Source organism: Xanthomonas sp. SHU 166, from assembly GCF_000364685.1.
Lineage (GTDB): Bacteria > Pseudomonadota > Gammaproteobacteria > Xanthomonadales > Xanthomonadaceae > Xanthomonas_A > Xanthomonas_A sontii.
This window is the reverse complement of sequence record NZ_AQOJ01000846.1, coordinates 1-701: the sequence shown is the minus strand read 5'-3', so window position 1 is coordinate 701 and position 701 is coordinate 1. Positions and strand designations below refer to the sequence as shown.

The 701-nt window shown below is 73.0% G+C and carries 1 protein-coding gene; it reads left to right on the top strand.

Annotation, left to right across the window (positions count from 1 at the left end):
* Positions 1–701: DUF4105 domain-containing protein (locus D180_RS19310; RefSeq protein ID WP_017914065.1), on the top strand; the 701-nt coding region annotated here is incomplete at both ends.

The following is a 701-nucleotide window of genomic DNA, read 5'->3' as shown; positions in this document are numbered from 1 at the left end:
GGCACCGCCGCCGCTGGCCGCAGCGGCGCCCGCAGCGCCCGACGCGGCTGCGAACACTGCCGCCAGCGCCAGCAGCGACCCCGCACCGCGCATCGGCGTGGCGACGATGCAGCCCGGCGAAGTGTTCTTCGAGCGCTTCGGCCACGACGCCATCGTGGTGCTCGACCCGCGCACGGGCCAGGCCACCTCGTACAACTTCGGTTTCTTCGACCCCAGCGAACCGGGCTTCGTCGGCCGCTTCGCCGCCGGCGACATGCGCTACTACCTGGTCGCCCTGCCACTGCAGGAGGACCTGGAGCAATACCGCGAAGCCGGCCGCGGCGTCGACATCCAGTGGCTGGACCTGGCCCCGGCGCAGGCACGCGCGCTGCAGCAGGCGCTGGCCTGGCGCGCGCGCCCGGAAAACGCGCGCTACCGCTACGACTACTACACCGCCAACTGCGCCACGATGGTCCGCGACGCGCTGGACCGGGCCATGGGCGGCGCGCTGCACGCGCAGCTGTCCGGCCGCTCGCGCGGCAATACCTACCGCAGCGAATCGGTGCGCCTGGCCTCGCCGGCACCGTGGATGTGGCTGGGCTTCGACCTGGGCCTGGGGCCGTACGCCGACAAACCGCTGTCGCGCTGGGAAGAGGCGTTCGTGCCGATGCGCCTGGCCGAGAGCCTGAGCGAGGTGCGCAACAGCGAAGGCCGCCCGCTGG